Below are 22,283 nucleotides of genomic sequence, written 5' to 3'. Positions count from 1 at the left end.
GCCGAACACGGTCGTTAAGCTCTTTTGCGCCGATGGTAGTTGGGGGCTTCCCCCTGTGAGAGTAGGACGTTGCCAGGCAGTTAAAAGACAATCCAATGGATTGTCTTTTTTTAGTGTGCTAGCCATGCACACATTCTCTAGGGTTCAAGTTCCGAGTGAAGGCAGTAGTAGAATGCTTTACTTGAAGTAAAAATAAGCTAAGTTGTATCGGTTTCTCAATTTTATTCCATTATAGGGCGCTTTTTCTACAACAAGGTTTTATTTTAGATGAAGAAGAAAATGCGTACACTTTATTGAACTAAGTAGTGAAGTGAGATCCTGAAAGGGTGAAATTATTGAAATTAACAACCGTTAATAGCATGAGAACGAATAATTTTGGCAGGTGCCTGACACTGTTTTGTTGGCCGTCTATATCGGGTAAATAAGAAAAAAGGGTTGAATTCAACTAAGAATTCAACCCTTCTAACTATTATATTAAAATTTAGTTATTCAACGACTACATTGCCTTTGTAAGGCGTATCTTCACTAGATGTGCCAAGATAGATGGTGTACTCGCCAGGCTTCACCACGAAGTCATGTTCGTAGTAGTCCCATACACTCATCGGATGGTTCGTAGCAGTCGGGTCGATTGTGATGGTAACCTCGCGTGACTCATTAGGCTCGAGGTAAACCTTCTGGAACCCAACAAGACGTTTAGGTGGCTGTCCTTTGACAGGAATGCCTAGATATACTTGAACAACCTCAGCTCCAGCAACCTTTCCTGTATTGGTTACGGTCACATTTATCGTGATAGGGGACTTGCCATCCGTTTGTGATGGTGTTACTGAGAATCCAGAAAGCTCAAAGGACGTGTAGGATAGGCCGTACCCAAACGGGAATAATGGCTTAATCCCTTGAGACTGAAACCAGCGGTAGCCCATGTTGAGGCCCTCAGAATAACGGATAACCGGGAAACCATTGCCTTCATCGGTACCAGGGTAGCGCTCAGGGTTGTTTGCGTACAAAAGATCGCCCTCGGAAGCGGCATATGTGGTAGGTACCTTGCCTGATGGATTTATAACGCCGAAGAGTAAGTCGGCAACAACGTGACCATCTTCAGTACCTTGGTTCCATGCTTCTAGAACTGCTTTAGCCTTGTAAAGCCATGGCATCATCACAGGGCTGCTATCTTTCATAACTACAACCGATTGTGGATTGATATCCAGTAGTTCGTCGACCATGCGATTCTGATCGTTCAGCATGTTCGGACTAGGTAAATCAGCCCCCTCAGTGGCAACCAAGCCGACCATTAGAATAACCACATCAGCTTCAGTGGCAGCTGATTTCGCTTCTTCAAGGTTCGACAGACCTTTGGCGACAGTGACCTTGCTGACCTTCGTATCCGAACCAAGACCTTGTAGGACAGTCTGCATGCCTTCTACCGGTGGTACCGTGTAGAGTGGAGTGACCTTGGATGAGCCACCACCGCCATTACAGGCGTCATCAACGTACTCAGATTGACCGATGATCACGATGGAACCATAAGCTTTCGGGTCGAGTGGAAGCATCTTGCCCTCATTTTTTAGAAGAACAGCTGTCTGGGAGCCGATTTTCCGAGAGATGGCACCATGAGCTTTTGCATCGATCTCCCCGGGATTGTAAGGACGCTCGAACTGTCCGAAACGGAACATTTGCGTGTAACGACGAATCAGTGCTCGGTCGACGGTTTGGATCTCAAGGCTTGTGTCCTCAAGTGCATTCTTAACATTAGTCTCGTTTAACCACTTGGCGTCCGGCATTTCATGGTCCATACCAGCGTTCAACGATCCTGCAGCAGAACGGCATGACCAGAAATCAGATTGCACGTAACCTTGGAACCCCCACTCGTCACGAAGAATATCGTTAAGGATATAGCGATTTTCAGTTGCATAAACACCACGAACGCGGTTGTAGGCGCTCATCATCGCAGCAATGTCACCGTCCTTGACCAACATCTCGAACGGAAGCAGGTACAGCTCGCGTAATACGTGCTCATCCACCTCGACACTAGTGCGAAAGCGCTCGTATTCTTGATCATTAACCACATAATGCTTACCCATGGCAATAATGTCGTGTTCCTGGATGGCCTTCGTAACCTCAACGCCCATCACCCCGGAAAGGTACGGATCTTCTGAAAAATACTCAAAGTTACGGCCTGCAATCGGAGTTCGATGTAGACAAACGCCAGGTCCTTCAAGTACATGTTGACCAAGCGTCGCAGTCTCAGAACCAATGATGTCGCCGTAGTCACGTGCAAGCTCAGGATCAAAGCCAGCTGCAAGAGCGATAGACATGGGTAATGCGGTAGCGGCTGGGCTTGGGTGTCCGTCACCCATACCTACGCCTACTGGGCCGTTGGTAATGCGAAAGCGTGGGATTCCCAACTCCTCAATACCCTTTACATGACGCTGTACTTGGATCTGGGCCATAAGCTGATCTTGCTCCTCTGCGCTCATGGCATTCATTTCATCCGCAGACGGCAAGGCGTAGATGTTGATCGTCTCCATCGCACCGTGAAGCTGAGCGATTTTCTGCTCCAAGGTCATAGCGGCTACGAGCTTCTCAGCACGCTCATGTGGTGACAGGGACTTGTCCATCCATGGAAACTGTCCATTCTTTTTTGTATCAGTATTAGGTTGATTATTCATGTAGAGCCTCCTCGTACAATATTTTTATAAAAATATTAGTATTATTTCTACTGCTTTTTCCTTTTAGAACGTAAAAGGCTTACATATTTAAGATATCCAGAGACCCTTCAAAGATTACAGAATACTCCAAGTGGAGCAAGTAAGATTTCCTTTTATATCTGGATTAATCTTTTTATGATTGGGTAGCCTTTCATGAATTGTATTACTTTTCCCATAATTTTCATCGTACTATTTTGGCTATATTAGTAGAAATTTGATTAACTTAATTAAAGGCAATGAATTCAGAATAACCAATTTTTTTTAAAAGTCTTCGTCTAAAAACGAAAGGCAATGGGTTGGTAGTCTTAAAGGATTGGTTGTAACCATTTAAAAGCAATACATCTTTATATTAAAGAAAATTGTTTTTACTTCATTCAACAAAAGGGCGCAGGAAAGGGCTAGAGTAGCAGCGAGGAAGCGTGGGGGGATCGAGACTGGTGATAAAGTACCCTCGAAGAAGCGCAATGGTTCCACATATTACGTGCCTTACTATGAGAAACCCATTCATAGTAGGGCTTTCAAAATGAGGGTAACGGCTACGCACATGGCCTATAGGATAGTGAAAAAGGAAAAACGCCTTTTTCACTATCCTGTCCCCATGCCTTACATAAAGAAAACTCTTACTTGTACAAGATCTATAATACTGCCGTCGACTGGACTGCGAGAGTACACCCATAATTGTCCGCTAGGTGTGGTAGGGGGTCGATCGATGAGAACGGTTTCAGAAAAATAACCGTATGCAGGTGGACCTTCAAGTGCTGTTGTAAAGCGTTCTCCTGAGACGATCACCCCGTTATCATCCCGAATCTGCATCAATACATTGGCTTCAAATACACGAGCGAAGCCTTCCACAAGCTCTCTGCCTGGAATAATATCCCCTGGAAAAGGATGAGTGACTACGATATTTCTTGATGACGGAAGTGGAAGGAGTAAGCGAAAACCGACAAAAATTAAATCAAGTGAAAATCCAGGACGACCTTCGTTTGCTGCTAAAATATTTGCTATCGGAATTTGAAAGCGTCTGGAAATGCCAAATAGAGTATCTCCTACTTCAATTTCGTACACAAAGGCTGGAACCCAGAGAAGCTGCCCAGCAAAAATAAGGTTCGGATCCTGGAGTCTATTAACTCCGGCGACAAGATCGAAATGTGCTGAAAATCGCTGACTAATATGAAAAAGTGTATCTCCAGCGACCGGAAGATAGGTGGTGTCAAAGGGACGTACGGTAGGGACAGGAATAACAAGTGTCCAACCTGGAAAAATGACATTTGGATCGATGAAACGAGGATCCTGTAGGTTCGCTCTTTGAATTTCTAGGACTGTACTGCCAAAACGTGCAGCGATTGCATATAATGTATCGCCTGGCTGAACGGTGTAAACGACATGTGATTGTCTTACAACAGGCATATAACATACACTCCCCTTGGGCCATTATAATCGTGATATTCCGAAGTGGCGTCATTGTTTATGTTTTTTATTCTTCACGATTAACAAACTATATTATATATAGTTGAAGAATATGATGAATCGAAAAAAATACAGAAACACGAGGTAATGTTTGCTTGTTGATATCCGAAAAGCATATGAGCAAGATTGTAGTAAACTTTTTATACGTAGTAGACGCATGCTGCGCAGCAATTAACTTCAATTTTAGGACACTTTTGCTGTTGGATTTAACGTATTATTTTAAGTGAAATAATGGTATAATCATTTCAGTGAAAGGAGTTGATATTATGCCAAATATTAAACCTGTTTCAGATTTAAGAAATTACAATGAAGTTTTAAAAGACATTGCAGTAGGTGATCCAGTTTTTTTAACGAAAAATGGTCGAGGTAGATATGCCATTATGGATATTGAAGAATATGAGAAAAACCAAGCTACGATTAAACTGCTTTCAAAGCTTATGGAAGCTGAAAAGGCAATAAAAGCTGGAGATGAGTGGCTAACTGAAGAACAAGTTGAGAATGACCTTGGAGTTTAATAATTATGTATAGGTTGAGAATAAACCCTGTTGCTAAACAAGACTTGTATGATATTAAGGAATATATTACTAAAGAACTTGATAATCCGACAGCTGCTGTAAATGTAGTTTCAAATATCATTGAGAGTTACAAAAAGCTAAAAGAGTATCCAATGGTAGGTCTAGAGTTATCCTCAAAGATTAATATTGAAACAGATTACCGGTATCTAGTCAGTGGGAACTACATTGTTTTTTATAAATTTGATGATCTTTATGTATCGATCTATCGTATTTTATATTCGAGAAGAGATTATGTAAAGTTATTATTTAACGAAGAAATGAATTCAAATAAGGAACAGTGATGCCTCCTAAAATACAAGAATTTGACGCGACGCTCTAAATCTGGGTGTCTTTTTTTGTGTCCAATTAAAGCGCCTGACCCCCAGTACTGTAAAGTATTTCTGCACTGGGGGTCAGGCGCTTTTTCCCTTAGTAGACTAAATACTGCGCAGTAGAAGTTTGGTAAGTGGAGGCAAGAGTTCATGGATGGAACAGGACTCTTGCCTTTTTGGAATGGGTTTGTGAATACGTTACTTTTTCTTTTTTTAAGTTTTGAAGTTATTTTTTTTAATTCTTCAAGATCATTAGAGATAGCTTCTAATTTTTGAGATAAAAAAGATAACTCTTTTATTTCATGTCTTCTAAGAAAAGCAGATTAATAAAAATAAGGAGATTCTTATTATGAAAAAAATGTTACTGTTTATTCTAAAGATGGTTGTTATTACTGTGTAATGGCAAAAAAATATTTAGATAAGCATGAAATTGACTATAACATAGTTAATGTAAGCAAATCCCCTGAAGCAATGGAGGAGATGGTAACAGCGACAGGAGAGAAAGGGGTACCACAATTAAAGATTGGTGATAAATGGCTAGTGGGATTTAATGCGCGACAAATACGGAAGAGCTTAGAAGAATAAAGGATAGGAGGGATACGCCCCCTCTTAATCTTATTTTTAAGTATCAGTAAAAACTATTAATTACTCTATATATCTAATAGCGTGTGATTACTAAGCACAGATTCGCTGTTTTAGTAAGCAATGTTTATTCTATCTCTTTAAGTTTATGATTAAATAATTCTAATACAGCGTTTGCCCCATTTAGTGCTTCTAGTAAGGATGTTACTAACTGATCCGTGACAGAAACGATATCTTCTTTCTCTGTTGGATTATTTAGTATTTCTATGATATTTGGAGTGGGATGATGGATTTGTGAAAGTAATCGATAAATAGAATTGATGGAGTAATGAGCACTTCTTAGGCTCCGTATGACCCGTAACTGTTCCACTAAAAATTCATCACCACGTACCCTCCTCACCAGAATAATATAAATATGCATCCTTAAGAGATGTCTTCTTACTAGATTCCACCACATCACGAACTGTACCCTGAAAAACATTTTTTCCATCTCTTAGAATGATAATTTCATCACATAAGGCCTCTACTTCATCCATGTAATGCGAGGTAAGTACGATAGATAGAACTTTCTCTTTCATTGTTAATAGCAGTTTCCACAGTATCCGGCGAGCTTTCGTATCTAGGCCTGTTGTAAGCTCGTCCAAGAAAACAAGCTTTGGTTTAGGCAGTAAAGCAAGTAAAACAGCCAGACGTTGCCGTTCTCCTCCTGATAGGGATTTTACAAGTTGATCTTCTTTCCCCATCAAACCGAATACTTGTAAAAGTTTAGATAAATCACCGGTTTTCTTATAAAGTGCTTGCCACTGTTCACAAGCTTCGTTGACAGTAATTTTGTCCTGGACATTCTGAACACCGACCTGTTCAAACACCTCTTTACGATGCCGTATCGGCGATTTGCCTAAAATGGAGAGCAATTTAATAATTGTATACAAATATTCTTTTATATTTATATAAAGGTATATTTTAATTTGTGTACACATAGATTGTACCAGTAAAGAAAAGAAGGGAAGTCGAATAATGAGTTTATCTCCTCTAGGAAAACAAAGACTATCCACGAAAGATTTAGTTTATTTTGAGTTAAAGGAAAATATTATAGAGGGAAATTTAGAACCTGGTCAGCCAATTAATGAAGAAAAGCTTGCAAAAGATATGGAAATAAGTAGAACTCCCATTAGGGAAGCCATACAAAGGTTGATTCTGGAAAAGTTAATCATTCGCCAAACGAATGGAAGAATGAAAGTCGCTCCGATTACAACAGAAGAATTAGAAGAGATTTTTAAGGTTCGCATTATGTTAGAGGGGTTAGTAATTAGTGAAGCTACGATAAATGCTACTGATCACGACATTCAGAAAGTAGAGAAGTTAACCAACCAATTAATAGAGGCATCCCAAAATAAGAATGGGGGTGAGGTTGTCAATCTTGGTAGTCAAATTCACTCATTGTTTTATGAGATTAGTGGGAATCAAACTGCTATCAATTTTTTAAACCAACTTAAGGATCATATTGCAAGATATCGTCGCCTTGCTCCGAAAGAAAGTGATCAAAGAAGTAAGAAGGCTGCATTAGAACATGAAGAAATTACAAATGCTTTTATTGAAAGGGATCATATTAAAGCGGAATATTTAATGAAAGAGCATATAAAAAATAGTCTTTATGCAGCCAAAAAGTCTATTCAAAATCACAAGAGAAAGTAAATTAATATAGGAGCACTCTGAGGATTAGCTATTATCAGTTAAATTAATCAATGTCTTGGTGAATTGATTCGAGTAAATGCAGTATGTCCAAGTCCTGTAAAGACAAAGATGAAAGAGAAAACTAGTCTTGATTAATTGCAGCCAGTTTTTTTACAAATGATGTTCAGAATATTAGTGATATTTAGGTGTGTTGAAGCTAATATAGGAATTCCATTAAATTAGTCCGTTATTTCTTTTGAGAACCACATTACTGATGGAAGTTAGTTCAACAAAAATAAATATTTGATTAAAGGAGGATGGGAGATAGTGAGACAAAAGAAAAATATTTTCAAAAATCCAGGCATTATTATGACTATGATCATGTTAGCGATTGCGATTTTTGTATTTGCTTGGTTTCCGACACATACAGGTTGGTTAGGAATACCTGTAATTAATTGGTTAATGGTTATAGCCTTTTTTATATGGGGCATACAATCAATTATTTTTATTTTTTGGGTAGAGAAGGTGGAAAAAAAGGACTCAAATTAAGTTGACAGATAATCGCACAACGATATCGTAACTAATACAAATTTAATAGTTAAAATGATCTTATTGTCCCTGATTTGAAAGATAGTTTTATATCTTAATATAGAGGATGTGAATGATAGTATGCGACCAATTGAAACATCGGTGATAATTATTTACTTAATTATAATGACAGTTATCGGGATATATTTTGCGCGAAAAGCTCTATCATCAGAAGAGAACTATTGGTTAGCAGGTCGATCAATAAATGGATTTGTTGGATCATTTGCGATATTTGCTGCTGTAGCAAGTGGTGGCTCTATGTATGGAGCAATTGGATCAGGGGTAGCTTTTGGTGTTCCATTCTATTTAGCTACTGGATTAGGAAGTGTAGCATTATTTCCATTTGCGTTATACCTTTTTGCTGCACAAATGCGTAGATCTGGAGTGACAACATTACCTGAGTATTTTCGCAATAGGTTTGATAAGTCCGTTCAGATTTTATCTGCTGTATTAATTATAATACTAATGACCATATACATTGTTCCTCAATTAACAACAGTTGGATATGTGGGTTCCTATGTTTTAGGGTGGGATTACGCCTTGACAGTTATTATTATAGGTGCAGGAATGACTTTGTATGCCTCTATTGGGGGTATGTGGGCCATTACTTATACTGACTTGATTCAGGGTTTTATGATGGTAGCCGGGATTGCACTATTAGCTGTAATTATTATATTTGACAGTGGCGGAATCCCTAATATTGTTAATGCAGCATTAAGTGTTAATCCAGAAGCATTTGATACTACCTTACCATGGTATAGCTATTTTGGCCTTTTCTTTGTATTTTTATGGTTTTCAGTCGTGACCCCTACAGCGGTTATGAGAACTTTAAGTGCGAAAAACGCGAGGCATGCAAGACTATCAATGGTAGGAGGAACATTCTTATTTATATTACTTTTCTTAACAGGAGTGTTTGTTTTACTTGCTGGTATTAGCCTTGGTGATACGATCGGAAATAATCATGATTTAGCATTTTTGACTGTCATCGAGTATTATTTACATCCTGTAATTGCAGGAATTCTCTTAGCTTCAATTTTAGCTTCGATCATGTCCTCAACGGATGCATTTCTATTATCGATTTCTTCCGGAGTAGCCCATGATTTATATAAAGGGCATATCAATACAAATGCATCAGAAAAAAAGGTTACAAAGATAGGCTTAACAGTTATGCTATTAGCCGCAGCAATAGCAATCGTATTATCGTTGAATCCTCCACCATTATTACACGTTATGATTGCGATGATTGGCGGGGCTATGGTTTCATGTTTCAGTGCACCTATTTTATTAGGCCTATGGTGGAAAAGAGCAAACAAACACGGAGCATTAGCAGCTATTATTGGAGGTATGACTGTATACCTTGTTGCCATGCAAATTCCTGGAGGCGTTATTAATGAGGTAATGTATGCGACCCCAGCATCCTTTGCGCTAATGATTATTGTCAGTTTGATGACACCTGCTCCACCTGAGAAAATTCAAAGAGACGTAGAATTAAACCATTCAGCGCTTAAAGACGCACAATAAGGGGGATGTAAGTGAGTATTCCAGAATACCAGAATGAAACAGTTCGGATCATAACAGCTAAAAAGGAAAAGGCTTTTTCGTTACCCAAACTAATATATAAAAATTTATCGTTAAAGGACCGCCTAAACAGAAAGATTAACCTAGAACATATATCTAATGGAATAAAACAAGAATATCTCTACTATCATCCTTTTTGGCTTGCGAAAATATTGGTTTTTGCTTCAAGAAATCCATTCCCTCCTAAGGTTACACCACGTATGGTATTTATTGACGCAATTACAGGATATCGAGGAATAATAATGGATGTGCCCTTTGTAAAAGAAAGAACAGTGAGGTCTAATCAACTACTAGATCCTCATATATTAACAACTGATGAAGCGACAAAATATATTCAAGATGTACAGAAGAGGCAAATTAATAGTATGTATATGGTAAAAAAACCAACATATAAAATTAAAGAAGTCACATTAAACTATACTCAATTCTGTAGGGTGGAAATTCAAACAAATTTAATTAATAAAGAAATGTTGTTAAATGTGAACACTGGAGAAAATGAAGTTTTTCTCCTTAAAAAAATGAAAGAGCAGGAAATGGCTGCACAGTACAGATAGACTGGTAATAGAATATCCTCTAAAAAGACGATTGCTTTCAAAGTGATCGTCTTTCGTATTTGACTAAATATTGCGCAATAAAGTCTTCACTTTTATATGACTTTGTGAAAAGATGTACTAAGCTAACGGCCTCTTAGTGCAAGGTGGCTTAAAAACATTGCTATAATTAAATTATATTTAATAACCACAAATTGGAGAGGATATTCATGACTAAACACGAAGGACCACCACGTACACCACGGTGGGTAAAAGTCTTTGGGATAATTGTTATTGTTTTAGTTTTATTATTTGTAATTTTGAAAGTGACAGGTATTGGTGGAGAACATGGTCCCAGTCGCCACTTTTCACTTAATGGTGTTGGTTACGATGTTTCGTTAGTAGAACAAGGTAGTAACGAGTCATGATGATGACAACACGCGTCCGAAAATTTGCACTTTTGATACATATCGTTTCTACCCTTGGTTGGATTGGAGCTATTGCTTGTTTTCTTGTGCTTTCTATTGCTGGTTTGAATAGTGAGAATGAACAGGTGGTCAGTGCATCTTACCTATCGATGGAATTGACTACGTTGTTCGTCATTGTTCCGTTGAGTATACTCTCTCTGTTAGGTGGTCTTATACAATCGTTAGGTACAAAGTGGGGCTTGTTCCGTCATTATTGGGTTTTGATAAAATTATTGTTAACGCTGGTTGCAGCTATCGTCTTGTACTTACAACTGGAGCCAATTAGTTATATTGCAAATGTAGCAGCAGAGACGACATTATCCAGCACCGATTTCCGTGGGGTAAGACAGTCTCTTGTTGTACACGCTGTTGGTGGATTGTTGGTATTACTTGTGGTTATAACGTTATCCGTATACAAACCTCGTGGAATGACTCACTACGGTTGGCGAAAGCAGAACAATAGTAAGAAAGGATAAGTGAGGTAAATAAAACTCAATTTTCATGTTTATAAAATTAGAAATAGTTTTTATTCAACAAAGTCTCCATTACCTTAACAACAGGAACAGTCAGAGCTGTGGTTGTTCCTGTTTAATTTAATTCAATTTTTATGAATTGAAACGACTTACAAAAAGTGGGTTCGATAAATATAAAGAAAACCAACTTATTTAAAACTATTGGCTTATTATTATATTTGGTCAGTTTTATTCTGATAAAGATACAAAAAATTAGTTAATTATGTGGTTTGGTCTTATGAAAGTAACGGGTCGATAGCTGAATAAAGGTTCTGAACGATTTGAATTTTCTTTTGGTGGTATTTTAAAATCGGTTTAATTCCAGCAATTATTGTGGTTATTATTATCTTATTAAACTTATAACCTGATTTTCCGATTCTCTGATGAACAATTTTTCTTCAGCTAACGGGTAGTGCATTCAACAACACCCACCCCTGTTGTTGTGGTAAATGAGGTCATTTGTAGTACAAAGAAGGATAGGTAAAGCAGATATTTCCAATGCTATCCTAACCTATCCTAATTCTTTTACCCTTTATATGTGTGTAAGAGGCTTTATTTTAATTAAAAGTTTAGCTATAACACTACCCTGTAAATACCTCTCCATCTGGGTAACGGATGCTTGATTTTTGAGCCCTCGCTAATGAGAAAGCCAATGTTAATGGCCCGATTCGTCCAATAAACATTAAGAAAATAATAACTTGTTTTCCTAAAGGAGATAATTCTCCTGTTAACCCCATCGACAGTCCAACAGTACCAAATGCAGAAAAAGCTTCAAAGACAATCATAATAAATGGAGCATTTTCTGTAATAGTCAGAGCTAGGATAGTAAGGAATACGGCAAACAAACTAATCACAACAATTGCTAATGAACGGATTATCATTTGAAGTCTAATTGTGCGTGCAAACGCTACAGTGTCATTTTTTCCTCTTAAGAATGTGATAACAGCCAGGACAATAACTATAAATGTTGTTAATTTGATCCCACTGCCTGTGGAAGCACTTCCTGCTCCTATGAACATTAGCAGCAGTAAAAAGACAATCGATCCAGAAGTCATGCTGCCGATATCGATTGAATTAAATCCAGCTGTCCTAGGTGTAACTGCTTGGAAGTAAGAAGCCCAAAGCTTATCAGCGAGATCTAAGGCACCTAAAGTAGCTGGGTTGGCGTATTCTAGTGTGAAAAGCAACATCATAGCTACAACATTAATGACTAATGTGCCAACTAACATTAATTTCGAATGTAAGGATAGTCGATGAAACTCTTTTGTGTGCCATAAGTCAGACAAAACAGTAAAACCAATTCCACCGGTGATAAATAGTAATGTAATAATAATGTTTACAGCAGGGTCTCCAACGTATCCCATTAAGCTATCAGACCAAAGCGAAAATCCCGCATTATTAAATGCAGAAATGGCATGAAAAATACTTGTATAAATGCCAAAAGCCCAACCGTATTCCGGAACCCAACGAATAGAGAGTAATATAACAGCAATAAACTCCATTAAGATAGCGAAGATAAATAAAATCTTTACGAGACGTACAACACCGCCAATGGAAGTTTGATTAAAAGCTTCTTGTACTAACATCCGTTCTTTTAACCCGATTTTTTTTCCTAATACAACGATAATTAATACAGCGAACGTCATTAATCCTAATCCACCAATCTGAATGAGTATCATAATCACTACTTGTCCAAATACCGTAAAAGCTGTCCCAGTGTCAACAACCACAAGACCTGTAACGGTTGTAGCGGAAGTAGCTGTAAATAATGCATCGATCCAGGCGATTGGCTCTGTTGTTGCAAAAGGAAGCTTTAATAATAGTGTTCCAATCACAATAGCTATAAAAAAACTTAGAGCTAACGTTTGTGGGGGGGACAAGTGAATTCGACGATTTAAAATACCTTTTTTAGGAAATGACATGGTTTACATCCCTTCTTCCTCAAACCGTTTTAAATCTCTTTTGTGCCCAATTACGATAAGGACGTCATTTACATATATCATATCCTCAGGGAGTGGGGATACATTAATCTCCTCTCCATGTTTGACGGCCAAGATTGTACAACCAAACCTAGCACGAACATCTAAATCAATAATGGAACGGTTATGGACTTTGTTGGTTGCTAGTAATTCAACTATGCTATATTCATTAGATAATTCAATATAATCAACAATTTTTTCTGAGGTTAAATGCTGGGCAATCCTGATACCCATATCATGTTCAGGGTGAATAATTCGATCGGCACCTATCTTCTCTAGTACCTTATGATGATAGGCATTCTGTGCTTTAACCCATACGTTCTCAACTTCCATTTCTTTGAGGACAAGGGTAGTCAATATACTTGATTGGATATTATCCCCGATTGCGACGATTACGTACTCAAAGTTCCGGATTCCTAAAGATTGCAATGACTTCTCATCAGTCGAGTCCGTGATAACAGCATGTGTAGAGAATTGTGCAAACTCATTGACTTTATGCTCTCGATTATCGATAGCTAAAACTTGATGTCCAATTCTATATAACTCCTTGCACACACTACCACCGAAACGCCCCAACCCAACAACGGCAAATTGTTTCTTTTTATCTGCCACCTTTTCCCACCTCTTTTTGTGCAAAATAAAATAGACCATCACAAAGAATGGTCTATTCCGACCCTTCTCTCCAAAATAACGCTGACGAGGTTAGCTGTCGGATTAGGGACTGAGAGTATCCCCTCTTACTTAGTAAGATTCACCCCAAGATGGAACATTTCCACCAAAGTTGGTTCCCCCGCTCAAAATGATTAAGCGACTAAAGGTTACTATTTAATTTAACTAATAGAGAATTTACTCCTGTAAGGTAAGGTTGTCAATACTTATTGTATAAATTTACAAATTGCATTTTAGTTGGGTTTCATAATCTTCTGATAGGATTCTTTGGTACAGATGGCATAAAGCTCTGCCTCCTTAGGAATAGACTCTCCTAGCTTGTTTAAAATTTGAAAATCATTCCGATCAGAAATTAAATTAGCCCCAAGTTTTTTTAAATCTTCAAAAGCATCGTTATATGTTTTCCAAATTTGTTTTTTGGTGATTTTACGTATATCGACACCACTTCTTCTACTTAGGAGTTCCATAATTAGCTTGCTTGATCCTTTATCAACAGCAGCTTTTGCCATTAAATCAGATAAGGCTTCATCAGCAATAATAAATTCATCTACATTCGCATGCTCGAAGTTTGAAATATGCTTTTCTTTAAGAATCTCAACAATGGTATAAATCTCTTGCTTCATCTCTACTGCATAACTCTCAATGGCTGATACAATCAGAAGTGACTGTCCATCTGCAGCGACAGAGTTAAACTCTTTATCTCCTGTAAAAATTAAAACAGCTTTTGCCTCAAGTACATTTGCCTTTTCTAATGTTTCTATATCAGTTGCGTCACCTTGTATATATGAAAATTTATCACTCTCAAAGGGAGATTTCGGTAGTGAATCGATCACAAGAATCTTTGCTTGGTCATCGATTTCTAAGATCTCATTCATAGTATGTTTAGCTTTATTGGACCAACCGATAATCACGTAGTGACCTTTTCCTTTATAATTCAATTTTCCTTCCTCCTTTAATTTTCGTAAAAGCCCAAAGCCTTCAACAATTTTACCAATGACAATACCGATTAAACCAATTCCAAAAAAGTATAAAAATAAGCCAAATATCTTACCTATTGTGGTATTTGGAACGAAGTCACCATAGCCTGTTGTCGTAACAGTAGTCATAACATACCAAAATCCGATGAATGGATTTTCAAACATTTCAGGTTCCAACCAATGAATTATAAAAGAACTGCTAATTAAAAAAACGACCGTTATCAATAATAATGTTAGCTTTCGGATGTTGACAGCTATTTTCATTATTTCAAATATCATTAACATATAAATCCCTCCTTTTAGATAAGGTTTCCAAAGTTAGCTTCGTTATAAGCTACATGAGCTAAAACCATAAAAAGTGTCCTCTTAAAGTAAAGGCAGGATAGTTCAATAATGATAATAGAAAAATCTGTCCCAGTTTGGAACAGATTTTATTATTATAAAAAGATAAGCAAAGTTCCTAAAGCTAAAGCTAAAAGGAATACTTGCCATATTTGCCATTTGAATTTAAATAAGAGTGCAAGTGTTACAAATGCTATAATAATGCTTCCCCAATCATAAAATACTTCTAACGAAAGTCGTATTAAAAAACTAGCGATAAGACCAACAACTGCTGCACTAACACCTGCTAAGTATAGTTTCAGCTTCTTGTTTTCTCTAATTTTATCGAAATACGGAGCGCCTAACAGCACTACTAAAAAGGCTGGTAAAAAGATAAAAAAGGTTGCTAATGTAGCTCCCAAAAAACCATATGCTGCAAAACCTACGAATGCTGCTACCATGATTGTGGGACCGGGAGTTAATTCATTAATAGCTAAACCATCAATGTATTGTTCAGTTGTTAGCCACCCATAATTATCAACAGCTTCAAATTGTAACAACGCTAGAACCGTATATGCTCCACCAAAGCTAAGTGCACCCACTTTTAAGAATAATAGGGAAAGGCTAGTTGGTATTGAAGCTGTTCCCAAAGAGGCTACTGCAAAAAGTGGAATACTGTTAACGCTAAATACTTTATTGTTAAACGAACGAACTAATAACATATACACTAATCCCATAACCAATAGCAAAAGGATTAAATCGATTTGCGTAATAAACGTTAAAGTCAACATGAAAAGAGTAATGAATATTTTTTTACCATCTTGTAATACTCCAAACTTATTTGCAATTCGATAAAGGCTGAATAAAACAATAGCAACCATTGCGGGCTTAACACCATATAATAAGCCTTGAGCTATGTCAGAAGTTGCAGCAAATTGAAAGTAAGCCCAAGCCAAGATGGTAATTAAAATGAAATTCGGTAACATAAAACCCAATCCCGCTAAAAACCCACCTAAATAACCTCTTTGTCGATATCCGACATACATACAAAGTTCAGCAGCTTCTGGGCCTGGTAACATACCACAAACAGCAAAAGCATCTCTGAATCGTTCATTATCAATCCATTTTTTCTTTTCTACGGCGTGTTCGTGAATTATTTGTATTTGTGCAGCTGGACCACCCCAACCTTGTAAACCAATAAGGATATAGGTCCAAAAAATGTTCCAAAAACTAGGTTTCTCCACTTTTTTCTCCCCCATTAGTACTGATGACTTCTTTTTATCATTGCATACAATGCGTCATAAATGATGAATCCTCTTTCTAACGCTTCAGAATCATCTTTGCTAATTAAGCTAATCCCGTCACAAATATAATCTAGACCTGGTGCAACAGGTTCTAAAAAAACTTCTTGTACTGTATCTGCTTCATCTACAATTTGAGCTATTTTTTTTAATACAGGATCGTGCAAGTTATAGTCATTTAACAAAGAATAAAAAGAACATTGTCCATGTCTGTGTGAATACTCAGCACCAGGAATATCAAATCCTTTTGTTCCATTCGGAATTTCTGTTTTACCCTCAGGAATAAAGATAAATTCAGCTTCTCGGTCTATATAGTTTTTAATTAACCAGCAGCAAGCCATACGATCCACTCCGATATTTTTCCATGTAACCCACTTCATGTTAAATCACTCCTTCGTTGCTTGATTTTTTCACGTACTTTTAGTTCCAATGGGGACTTGAAATAATCAATTGTTTTTATTCGTTGGTATTTTTTTGACAAAGAAACTAAATCGATATCTGATTCATCTAATTGTTTTAGAAGTTCAATATAACTTTCATTGATTTGTTCAATAAATAACTGACTTATTTCTTCATCAGATAATCCAAAGAGAAGATGTGATTCCCACATAGTTGCTTCTCCACCTAAATCTTTAATTTCAACGGTTAACCATTGGAACTGTTCATATGTATAAGCGTTATTTGGTAAAAGCCATATAACATCATGTAAATGAAAAGCCCCTAAGCTTTTTAGTTTCCTCCAGACTTTTACTCTTGGAGAACTAGGTTTTCTAGGGATTTTATACGTGAGGTGTAGCCAACTTATCAAAATCTCACCTCCTATAATGTAACCACGGTTACATTATACAGAATTTTCACCTTAGTTCATAGGGCGTTTTTCAATACCTTATTAAATTATTGGGTAGCGAGTTAGTAGAATAAGAGCTGACGCTTATATAGGCACGACCGAAATGGAAAGAATTAAAACGGAATTAAAAGCTATTTATAAATTAATTGAGAATTCAGGGATACCAGAAATGTGCAAAGCTATAAGTACCTTCGAAAACTGGCAGACGGAAATTCTAAATAGCTTTGCGTATGGCTATTCAAATGGATTTTTAGAAGGGATTAATGAAAGGTTAATGATGATTATGTATATTCCAACACGATTTGAAAGAACAGATGAAGCAATGATTTACGACTATTCGAGCAAGGAGAAAACACACTTATATGGACACTTTGCTCGTCCGAATCCTCAGTCGAAAGATATAAAAAATTAAACCGTTCTTTCCATGGGCCTCATTGTTAATCAGAGAAATAAAAATAGAGGATGCAGCACATACTTCATCCTCCAGGCTTTGCCCCACCGTTGCTTTGCAGGTTGAGGGATATAACCTTTTATGACCAAGCCTCTTTTAGTAGATTTACACCTAATTCGATTTCCTCACACGTAAGATTACTGAACCCAAGTTTAATAATTGGATCATCAGAATGATTTTTTATGGAATAAATGGAGGTAGGATACACCGTAACACCAAAATAGGAGGCCTGTTCAATTAGCCATTCCTCTGAACGTTTTAGATGTAGCTTAACTAATAAGTACAAACCAGATTGCTCCCCAATAATTGATATATTTTGTTTGAATTGTTGTTGTAATTCTGAAACTAAGCATTGCATTTTTCGTTTATAAACAAGACGCATTCGTTTAATATGGCGAATCCATTCTCCATCTTCCATAAATTTAGCCATTGTAAGCTGACTAAGAAGTGAAGTGGTACTCTCAAAATGAAGAAATTGATTTTTATAACGGTTTAAAAGTTTCTGTGGTAATACCATATAACTTAAACGGATTCCTGGAAGAAAGGACTTTGAGAAATTCCCTAAGTAAATGACTCTTGTTGAATCAATGGAAGCAAGTGCTGGAAATGGTTGTTGCGTATAGCGAAATTCACTATCATAATCATCTTCGACAATAAAGCCATCCATCTTGTTAGCCCAATGAATGAGCATTTGCCTTTGTTGGATAGACATGCTTACTCCAATTGGACTTTGATGGGAGGGGGTTACATAGATTAACCTTGAAGTCATTTGTTCTAATTTTGAAAAATCACTACCTGATTCATAAACTGGTAAAGTTTCAAGCGTGAAACATTGAAATTGAAAAGCCTCCCTTGCTCCATCATAACCTGGGTCCTCTACAATAATGCTAGTGAAATTATCCTTTAAAATTTGTCCGAGATAAATTAACATTTGTTGGGTACTACTGCCTATTATAATTGCATTTGGATCTGTTTTCACTCCACGAGATTGGAATAAATATGTAGCGATTTGTTCACGCAAGCACAGTTCACCAAAGGGTTCCCCGTATCGGTAGCTCTCCGGTAATGTTAAAACTCGGTTTGCTATTCTTCTCCAAATTTTCAGGGGGAAATTGGTTTGATCTACGGCTCCTGCTCGGAAGTCAATTAGGGGTGGTGTCACAGACTTTGTTTGCTTTTTATTAGGAAAAGCTGAGGCTTTTTGAAATAAAAGTGGATCTAATTCATTTACAAAATACCCTTTTCGACCTTCTCCATGGATATAACCTTCAGCTACAAGCTGCTCATAAGCCATTAATGTCGTATTTCGGCTTACTTGAAGGGAGTCTGCAAGTTGGCGAATGGATGGCAGTGGGTCACCAGCTGGTACGTCGCCACTCTCTATAAATAATTTAAACTGCTCATAGATTTGTTTGTATTTGGGCGAGCCATCCTTAAATGCAAAAATGGCATTTTTCAATTGTAATCACCTCTGACATATTTATTTATTAATAATTGTACCTTTTTAAATGTCAATTTGCATAATAGAATAACTCATATAAATCCAAAATTTTTAAATTTCAGATAGCTACATTACAAAGGCTTTATCAAGGAGGATCTAAATCGTGTATATACCAAAACATTTTCAACTCAATGATGAAGAGATGATTTATGATTTTATCGAAAAGTACAGCTTTGCCACTTTATTTTCTCAGCACAATGGTGAACCATATGCTACCCATCTTCCACTCACATTAAATAAAGATGAAGGTGCATTATATGGTCATTTTGCCCACCCGAACGGACAATGGAAGGATATAGAAAGCCAACAAGTTCTTGTGGTTTTCCAAGGTCCTCACTGTTATATATCTCCATCTTGGTATGAAACAACGATAGCAGTCCCAACTTGGAATTATGTGTCTATCCATTTATATGGAAAGATGAAGATTATCGAGGATCAGAAAGTCATATTCGAATCTCTAAATGATATGGTAAATAAATATGAAAGTCCAAATAGCTCATACAATTTAAAGGAAATTGATTCCTCATTTATTGAAGGAATGAAAAAAGGGATTGTAGCATTTAAAATAAACATAACAAAAATAGAAGCGAAAGCTAAATTAAGTCAAAATCACCCAGTCGAACGACAACAGTTAGTGATAAGACAGCTTGAAAACTCTTCTGAACAAAACAATATACAAATAGCATCTCTCATGAAAAATAACCTTAAATAGTTTAGGTAAAGTAACCTTTAACGAAAGAGAGTATTGATAGGTGACAACATTTATTTTATTTGTTTTGGGGTTATTTTTAACGCCAGGTCCAGAAGGTGTGATTAGTATTTAAAACCGTTGAAGTATAGGAAACCGTAATACATTCGAAAAAAGGTGGTAACATTCATGAGTAACTATGGCAGTCTCCATGAAAAAGAAGGAAGACACGTTTTGGTTTTTGAACGTAAATATCTATTTAATCCTGTAAAAGTATTTCGTTATGTAACGGATCCTGATTATTTTACACAGTGGTATCCATTTGCAACTGGAGATATGGATCTTAGTGTTGGCGGAAAGATAAAGTTCGATGATGGTGAAGGGTCAATCTATGAGGCGATTATTACCGAATTAAATCTTCCATATTCCTTTTGTTTTCGGGAAGTTGATGATTTGTTAGAGATAAGAATACATGAAGTGGATCAAGGGTGCACCTTGACGTTTAGCCATACGTTTGATGATCGATCGATGGCGATATATATAGCTGCAGGGTGGCATCGATGCTTGGATGTCCTTGGTCAATTAATCCATGGTCATACAATAGAATGGGAAGATAATGCACTAGAATTACGTGAACACTACAAAAAAAGTTTGTATAAAAATTAAGCGATTTTTAGTTAACTTGCATATATGTTAGGTTTAAACATCAGCAAAAAAGGGAGATTGTAAAAAACAAACTCCCTTTCATATTAATTTGTTGCTTTTTTAGTTTTTTGTAGCTTTTTGTTGAATGAAATCCTCGGTCGAAATTACATTGGCATATATTCCATTAAGTGCGCTAATAAATGCATAATGAACCTGTTCTGCTGGTACTACCTTACCTTGGTAAGCCAAGTCTGTTGTCGTACAAGCATCTTCTATAAGTGTAGATTCAAAACCTAGCTCCATGGCTGCTCTGACTGTGGCATCTACACACATATGTGTCATCATACCTACAATCATTAGTTTGGTCACTCCGTTTTCTTTTAATTTGCTTTCTAAATCAGTATTGAAGAAGCTGTTAGGTGTATGTTTTGTGATAATATTTTCTTCTTCTATTGGTAAAACAGCCTCATTTATTTTTACTCCCTCAGTATTTGGAAGAAAGAAGCCTATACTTTCATCATTTGAAATATGCTGGACATGAAAAATATTATCATTATAATTCTGTCTAAACCATTCAAGAATTTTTCCTGCATTATCAGCTGCTTTTATTGGATTACTCAATTCCATTTTTCCGTTTGGGAAATAGTCGTTTTGTATATCAATAATAATTAAAGCAGTGCTCATTTATTTCACCTCATTAAAATATTTAATATAATACAAAGATAAATAATATTTTGATTTTAATCGATACTTTGATGAAACACTTTTATATCAATTAATTTCATACTGAAAGGAATTTTTTATGGAACTTGATAATATCGATTTTCAGATCCTTCGGTTACTATCCGAAAATTCACGTATCCAATGGAAGGACTTAGGGGAACTGATTCATATGACTGGTCAAGCAGTGGGGAATCGTATAAAAAAACTTGAGGAAAATGGTGTAATTAAAGCCTATTCCTTAATCATTAATGAAATGAAATTAGGACTTCCTTATACGGCGTTTGTCATTATGAATATGAAAACAGCGAATCATAATTCGTTTATTGATTTTATCAATGAATGTAATGAGGTAGTGGAAGCTCACCGAATATCTGGAGAAGGTTGTTACCTTTTAAAAATAAAAACTAAATCCCAAGAAGAACTAAATCTTTTACTTAATAAACTTCTCGAACATGGAAATTATAGTTTAAACCTCTCTATACAAGAGATAAAACAACGTCATCCGTTGACTGCTACATAACAATATGAATCTTAAAGACAATACAGGATTGTTATGAATTTCACTTGAGTGGTATTGTTCAATAGAAAATGGTCTTCCACAATTGGCACGATTGTGGAAGACCAAAGCCTAATTCCGTGGTAAAGATAAGGAGGATTAGGCTTTTTTGCTTTAAAATTGTTGACTTTCTTCTATAGGTAAGTAGAGACTATTGTTCGTTTCGGATTGAAAGATACTTTGTGTGGTAATAGAATGGTGGATTTGAAATTTAGTTGAATTTTATGTCGTCTCTATGGTATAGTATTAAATCTAGCCGTAAAAATTAATTTTAAATTAACTGTTGCGCAGAATTATTTATTGTGATATATTAATCCCTGTCGCTACGAACGGCAGGTTGGTTCGTAACTAGTTGCAAAAATAATTTTTAAAAAGTTATTGCGCAGAACAGAGTATTATGTTATGATTATGAATGTCGCTGATGAAACAGCGATTAACGAGTTCTTTGAAAACTGAACAAAAGCCAAGCGAAATAGAGATACATGATATCTCAGGGATTTTCAAGGAAATCCCAAAGGAAATTTACCCGATAGGGCAAATTTCATCCGAATTATTATTGCATTGCTAGCGTGATGCAGATTGAGCTAATCAGCTTACCATTTTCATGGAGAGTTTGATCCTGGCTCAGGACGAACG

23 protein-coding genes, 1 rRNA gene, 2 pseudogenes and 1 riboswitch are annotated in these 22,283 nt (G+C 36.7%); of the genes and pseudogenes, 14 read left to right on the top strand and 12 right to left on the bottom strand.

Features of this window, described 5'->3' with window-relative positions:
* Nucleotides 1-78: ribosomal RNA gene (rrf, locus tag AC1FXZ_RS21230) — 5S ribosomal RNA — on the top strand; the annotation flags it as partial.
* Between the two features lie 407 nt (nucleotides 79-485).
* Here rrf and AC1FXZ_RS21225 read toward each other — a convergent pair.
* Both AC1FXZ_RS21225 and AC1FXZ_RS21220 read right to left on the bottom strand, forming a co-directional pair.
* The gene (locus AC1FXZ_RS21225) at nucleotides 486-2,666 is read right to left on the bottom strand and encodes a beta-glucosidase family protein (RefSeq protein ID WP_480057399.1); all 2,181 of its coding nucleotides are present in this window, start codon (nucleotides 2,664-2,666) and stop codon (nucleotides 486-488) included.
* A gap of 642 nt (nucleotides 2,667-3,308) precedes the next feature.
* Nucleotides 3,309-4,112, bottom strand: a complete 804-nt coding sequence (locus AC1FXZ_RS21220) for a LysM peptidoglycan-binding domain-containing protein (protein ID WP_480057397.1) — start codon at nucleotides 4,110-4,112, stop codon at nucleotides 3,309-3,311.
* Nucleotides 4,113-4,438: 326 nt separating this feature from the next.
* Here AC1FXZ_RS21220 and AC1FXZ_RS21215 point away from each other — a divergent pair, with 326 nt between their 5' ends.
* From AC1FXZ_RS21215 to AC1FXZ_RS21205, 3 genes and pseudogenes are all read left to right on the top strand, one after another.
* Entirely contained in the window at nucleotides 4,439-4,687 is a 249-nt protein-coding gene (locus AC1FXZ_RS21215; RefSeq protein WP_480057395.1) for a type II toxin-antitoxin system prevent-host-death family antitoxin, read from the top strand.
* A 5-nt stretch (nucleotides 4,688-4,692) separates the two neighbouring features.
* Nucleotides 4,693-5,028, top strand: coding sequence for a type II toxin-antitoxin system RelE/ParE family toxin (locus tag AC1FXZ_RS21210; protein WP_480057393.1), 336 nt, complete (start codon nucleotides 4,693-4,695; stop codon nucleotides 5,026-5,028).
* 402 nt (nucleotides 5,029-5,430) lie between these two features.
* A pseudogene (locus AC1FXZ_RS21205) lies at nucleotides 5,431-5,643 on the top strand (glutaredoxin family protein); the annotation flags it as partial.
* Nucleotides 5,644-5,767: 124 nt separating this feature from the next.
* Here AC1FXZ_RS21205 and AC1FXZ_RS21200 read toward each other — a convergent pair.
* Both AC1FXZ_RS21200 and AC1FXZ_RS21195 read right to left on the bottom strand, forming a co-directional pair.
* Complete coding sequence (locus tag AC1FXZ_RS21200) at nucleotides 5,768-6,010, bottom strand: hypothetical protein (protein WP_480057391.1); 243 nt, start codon at nucleotides 6,008-6,010, stop codon at nucleotides 5,768-5,770.
* 10 nt (nucleotides 6,011-6,020) lie between these two features.
* Entirely contained in the window at nucleotides 6,021-6,572 is a 552-nt protein-coding gene (locus AC1FXZ_RS21195; RefSeq protein WP_480057389.1) for an ATP-binding cassette domain-containing protein, read from the bottom strand.
* An 85-nt stretch (nucleotides 6,573-6,657) separates the two neighbouring features.
* On the opposite strand from AC1FXZ_RS21195, the gene AC1FXZ_RS21190 reads away from it, so the two are divergent.
* The 6 genes from AC1FXZ_RS21190 to AC1FXZ_RS21165 all read left to right on the top strand — a co-directional run bounded on the left by AC1FXZ_RS21190 (nucleotide 6,658) and on the right by AC1FXZ_RS21165 (nucleotide 10,953).
* Nucleotides 6,658-7,335 carry a GntR family transcriptional regulator gene (locus AC1FXZ_RS21190; protein WP_480057387.1) on the top strand — a complete coding sequence of 226 codons (678 nt, stop codon included), beginning with the start codon at nucleotides 6,658-6,660 and terminating at the stop codon, nucleotides 7,333-7,335.
* A 306-nt stretch (nucleotides 7,336-7,641) separates the two neighbouring features.
* Complete coding sequence (locus AC1FXZ_RS21185) at nucleotides 7,642-7,863, top strand: hypothetical protein (RefSeq protein WP_480057385.1); 222 nt, start codon at nucleotides 7,642-7,644, stop codon at nucleotides 7,861-7,863.
* 120 nt (nucleotides 7,864-7,983) lie between these two features.
* Nucleotides 7,984-9,423 carry a sodium:solute symporter family protein gene (locus AC1FXZ_RS21180; protein WP_480057383.1) on the top strand — a complete coding sequence of 480 codons (1,440 nt, stop codon included), beginning with the start codon at nucleotides 7,984-7,986 and terminating at the stop codon, nucleotides 9,421-9,423.
* 11 nt (nucleotides 9,424-9,434) lie between these two features.
* Nucleotides 9,435-10,034 (top strand): hypothetical protein, encoded by a 600-nt coding sequence (locus AC1FXZ_RS21175; protein WP_480057381.1) that lies wholly within the window; start codon nucleotides 9,435-9,437, stop codon nucleotides 10,032-10,034.
* 206 nt (nucleotides 10,035-10,240) lie between these two features.
* Nucleotides 10,241-10,438, top strand: a complete 198-nt coding sequence (locus AC1FXZ_RS21170; RefSeq protein ID WP_480057379.1) for a hypothetical protein — start codon at nucleotides 10,241-10,243, stop codon at nucleotides 10,436-10,438.
* Nucleotides 10,435-10,953: a DUF2269 domain-containing protein gene (locus AC1FXZ_RS21165; RefSeq protein ID WP_480057377.1), complete on the top strand. Its 519-nt coding sequence runs from the start codon at nucleotides 10,435-10,437 to the stop codon at nucleotides 10,951-10,953. Before AC1FXZ_RS21170 ends, AC1FXZ_RS21165 begins: the two co-directional genes overlap by 4 nt.
* 617 nt (nucleotides 10,954-11,570) lie before the next feature.
* Here the strand turns inward: AC1FXZ_RS21165 and AC1FXZ_RS21160 are convergent.
* The 6 genes from AC1FXZ_RS21160 to AC1FXZ_RS21135 form a co-directional block, all read right to left on the bottom strand.
* Nucleotides 11,571-12,911: a TrkH family potassium uptake protein gene (locus AC1FXZ_RS21160; RefSeq protein ID WP_480057375.1), complete on the bottom strand. Its 1,341-nt coding sequence runs from the start codon at nucleotides 12,909-12,911 to the stop codon at nucleotides 11,571-11,573.
* 3 nt (nucleotides 12,912-12,914) lie between these two features.
* On the bottom strand, nucleotides 12,915-13,619 hold the full coding sequence (locus AC1FXZ_RS21155; RefSeq protein WP_480057401.1) for a potassium channel family protein: 705 nt from the start codon (nucleotides 13,617-13,619) through the stop codon (nucleotides 12,915-12,917).
* Between the two features lie 25 nt (nucleotides 13,620-13,644).
* A riboswitch (cyclic di-AMP (ydaO/yuaA leader) is annotated at nucleotides 13,645-13,788 on the bottom strand.
* 82 nt (nucleotides 13,789-13,870) lie between these two features.
* Nucleotides 13,871-14,899, bottom strand: coding sequence for an ion channel (locus AC1FXZ_RS21150; RefSeq protein ID WP_480057373.1), 1,029 nt, complete (start codon nucleotides 14,897-14,899; stop codon nucleotides 13,871-13,873).
* A 152-nt stretch (nucleotides 14,900-15,051) separates the two neighbouring features.
* A complete protein-coding gene (chrA, locus tag AC1FXZ_RS21145; protein ID WP_480057371.1) occupies nucleotides 15,052-16,179 on the bottom strand; it encodes a chromate efflux transporter in 1,128 nt (375 codons plus the stop codon).
* Between the two features lie 14 nt (nucleotides 16,180-16,193).
* Entirely contained in the window at nucleotides 16,194-16,616 is a 423-nt protein-coding gene (locus AC1FXZ_RS21140) for a chromate resistance protein ChrB domain-containing protein (protein ID WP_480057369.1), read from the bottom strand.
* Entirely contained in the window at nucleotides 16,613-17,044 is a 432-nt protein-coding gene (locus AC1FXZ_RS21135; protein ID WP_480057367.1) for a Chromate resistance protein ChrB, read from the bottom strand. Before AC1FXZ_RS21135 ends, AC1FXZ_RS21140 begins: the two co-directional genes overlap by 4 nt.
* A gap of 127 nt (nucleotides 17,045-17,171) precedes the next feature.
* On the opposite strand from AC1FXZ_RS21135, the pseudogene AC1FXZ_RS21130 reads away from it, so the two are divergent.
* A pseudogene (locus AC1FXZ_RS21130) lies at nucleotides 17,172-17,495 on the top strand (transposase); the annotation flags it as partial.
* Nucleotides 17,496-17,613: 118 nt separating this feature from the next.
* Here AC1FXZ_RS21130 and pdxR read toward each other — a convergent pair.
* Nucleotides 17,614-18,993: a MocR-like pyridoxine biosynthesis transcription factor PdxR gene (gene pdxR / locus AC1FXZ_RS21125; protein WP_480057365.1), complete on the bottom strand. Its 1,380-nt coding sequence runs from the start codon at nucleotides 18,991-18,993 to the stop codon at nucleotides 17,614-17,616.
* 145 nt (nucleotides 18,994-19,138) lie between these two features.
* Between pdxR and AC1FXZ_RS21120 the strand changes: the two genes are divergently transcribed.
* Nucleotides 19,139-19,747: an FMN-binding negative transcriptional regulator gene (locus AC1FXZ_RS21120; RefSeq protein ID WP_480057363.1), complete on the top strand. Its 609-nt coding sequence runs from the start codon at nucleotides 19,139-19,141 to the stop codon at nucleotides 19,745-19,747.
* Between the two features lie 165 nt (nucleotides 19,748-19,912).
* Nucleotides 19,913-20,389, top strand: coding sequence for an SRPBCC family protein (locus tag AC1FXZ_RS21115; protein ID WP_480057361.1), 477 nt, complete (start codon nucleotides 19,913-19,915; stop codon nucleotides 20,387-20,389).
* A gap of 99 nt (nucleotides 20,390-20,488) precedes the next feature.
* On the opposite strand, the gene AC1FXZ_RS21110 is transcribed toward AC1FXZ_RS21115, so the two are convergent.
* A complete protein-coding gene (locus AC1FXZ_RS21110) occupies nucleotides 20,489-21,052 on the bottom strand; it encodes a cysteine hydrolase family protein (RefSeq protein WP_480057359.1) in 564 nt (187 codons plus the stop codon).
* Nucleotides 21,053-21,170: 118 nt separating this feature from the next.
* Here AC1FXZ_RS21110 and AC1FXZ_RS21105 point away from each other — a divergent pair, with 118 nt between their 5' ends.
* A complete protein-coding gene (locus AC1FXZ_RS21105; protein WP_480057357.1) occupies nucleotides 21,171-21,611 on the top strand; it encodes an Lrp/AsnC family transcriptional regulator in 441 nt (146 codons plus the stop codon).
* The last annotated feature ends 672 nt before the right edge of the window (nucleotides 21,612-22,283 follow it).

This window comes from Halalkalibacter sp. HAAS-P014, assembly GCF_056619965.1.
The sequence above is the reverse complement of the archived record's forward strand: the minus strand, read 5'-3'. Positions and strand labels throughout refer to the sequence as shown.